Annotated in this window: 1 protein-coding gene; it reads right to left on the reverse strand. The window is 52.5% G+C overall.

Annotated features, from left to right (window positions below):
* Positions 1 to 189: 189 nt before the first annotated feature.
* A complete protein-coding gene (locus tag Poly51_RS30205) occupies positions 190 to 1,656 on the reverse strand; it encodes an ISNCY family transposase (RefSeq protein ID WP_186775929.1) in 1,467 nt (488 codons plus the stop codon).
* Between the last annotated feature and the right edge of the window lie 146 nt (positions 1,657 to 1,802).

Genomic DNA, 1,802 nt, shown 5'->3' on the forward strand with positions numbered 1-1,802 from the left:
TAGTGTCTGTCCGGAAATCACTCCGAGTGCGATTTCCTCGGGGTGAGCTTACGAGTTTCAGTCGCGAAGATTCGGATTCCGAGTAGCGGGCGAAGTGATTTCCGGCTTCTCTACATGTTTTGCGAGCCTTTGGTTTGCGCCATTGCAGACCGATAGCCCATCTTGTGTGCGATGTCATTCAGTGAGTTGCTAAGCAGCTTGACGAAGGCTCGTTGCAGCGGCCGACGATTGATGCTGCATGGCGATCAGCAACTTCCCTAGCGTGTGAATGTTGCGGCCCAGGATCGCCAGGCCAAGGTAGCGTTCAAATCCCAACTCACTACGATCGCGACAACGCTTTAAGCCGTTGCCGCGTTGCAACACGCCGATCGCCGCTTCCACACCACTGTGCTGCAATCGTGTTTGATGAAAGCTCACCGATGCGTTCTTGAGTCGCTCCGCATATTGGCCTGGATGACGAGGCAGAACGCACACGTTGGCGATCATCCGTGTCAGCTCATCTTCATTCTCTTCGCTGTGAAAGCCGCGATCGAAAGACGCCCTTTCAATCGAGTCACCATGCTTGCGTTGAGCGATCTCGGTTTGCTCGACCACCACGTCGCGATCCAACGCATCACGATCCATCAAGTGATAGTGGCTGATGAAGCCAGCTCCGTCTTCATAGATCAATGCCAAGCGTCCATACTGATTCGTTTGTCCTGCTTTGCCTCGCCGATACAACTGAGTGTGAGTCTCGAATAGGCTGAACAACTTCTCGTTGTTGGGAACCGATTCACCCAGCAAGACCCTTCGCCGTGCAGTGTCGCAAACCTGTTCGGTAAGCTCGATCCAGTGCTTCAAGGCATTTGACTTTTCCAGAACCCCAGGTGACGATGTTTCATCACGAGCCGTCTGGATCAGTGTTTTTGCACGCTCGATCAACAAGTCGGTGCGATGTAACAGATCACTGTAAAGCGACTCCATTGCCTCTTTCTTGCCACGACTCTTGCTAGCGGCAAGCCTTCCGATTGTCTGCGCAAGCTTCTTGATCTTTTTGCTCAAGTGCCCAGCCTGTCTCCAGCCGGTGACATTCAATTCATCGGCCAGTTCGATACAGATCGGCGTGAACTTGCCGACTCCGTCTTTGATCAGGCTGCTTTCAGTGGGGTAATGAATATTCGTTTCAATGACGAACGAGTCAGCTCGCGCGTACTGAGCGGCGGTGCCATGGATTTCCTGTCCGGCCGCGACGATGGTTTGATTGAGCTTTTCGAGAGTTGACGTTTTGATTTTGGTCAATGTGTCATGGATACGGCGGAAACTAAAATTCCCGGGGTCCTCCCAATCGCCGATGCCCATGATTTGTCGCAGCGTCCGATGGTTCTCGACTTGGTCTTGTAGTTTGTCGTAATCAAAGTTGCATCCCAACCTTACCGCGGCTAAGACAACGACGTGCCAATCATCCATCCCAGGTCGGCCGACATCTCGGCGCGAGTCTTCGTTGAGATCAGCGGCGACCAACTTGACAGCTTTGTGTCGCAGTTGGTTGTTGGTATAAAGGAACTGTAAGCCAGCGAGTACCGGAACGATTTCGTCTCGGCACTGGACGTTGAGTTCAACTTGCGCGATGGGGCTGCAGTCAAAGCGTTGCTGCGATTGATAGTGCTTTCGGACCACGTTCACTCCTCGAAGATTTGCGTTTGAAATTGCTTTTAGTCAACAATTCCAACGCGCGAACCCGCTTGCGGGTTCGATCTTCGGGGAGCTTTTCTTCGAAATTAGTCGTAATTCCTGCGGCCATGCGATTTCTGGACAGACACTAG

Source organism: Rubripirellula tenax, assembly GCF_007860125.1.
Lineage (GTDB): Bacteria > Planctomycetota > Planctomycetia > Pirellulales > Pirellulaceae > Rubripirellula > Rubripirellula tenax.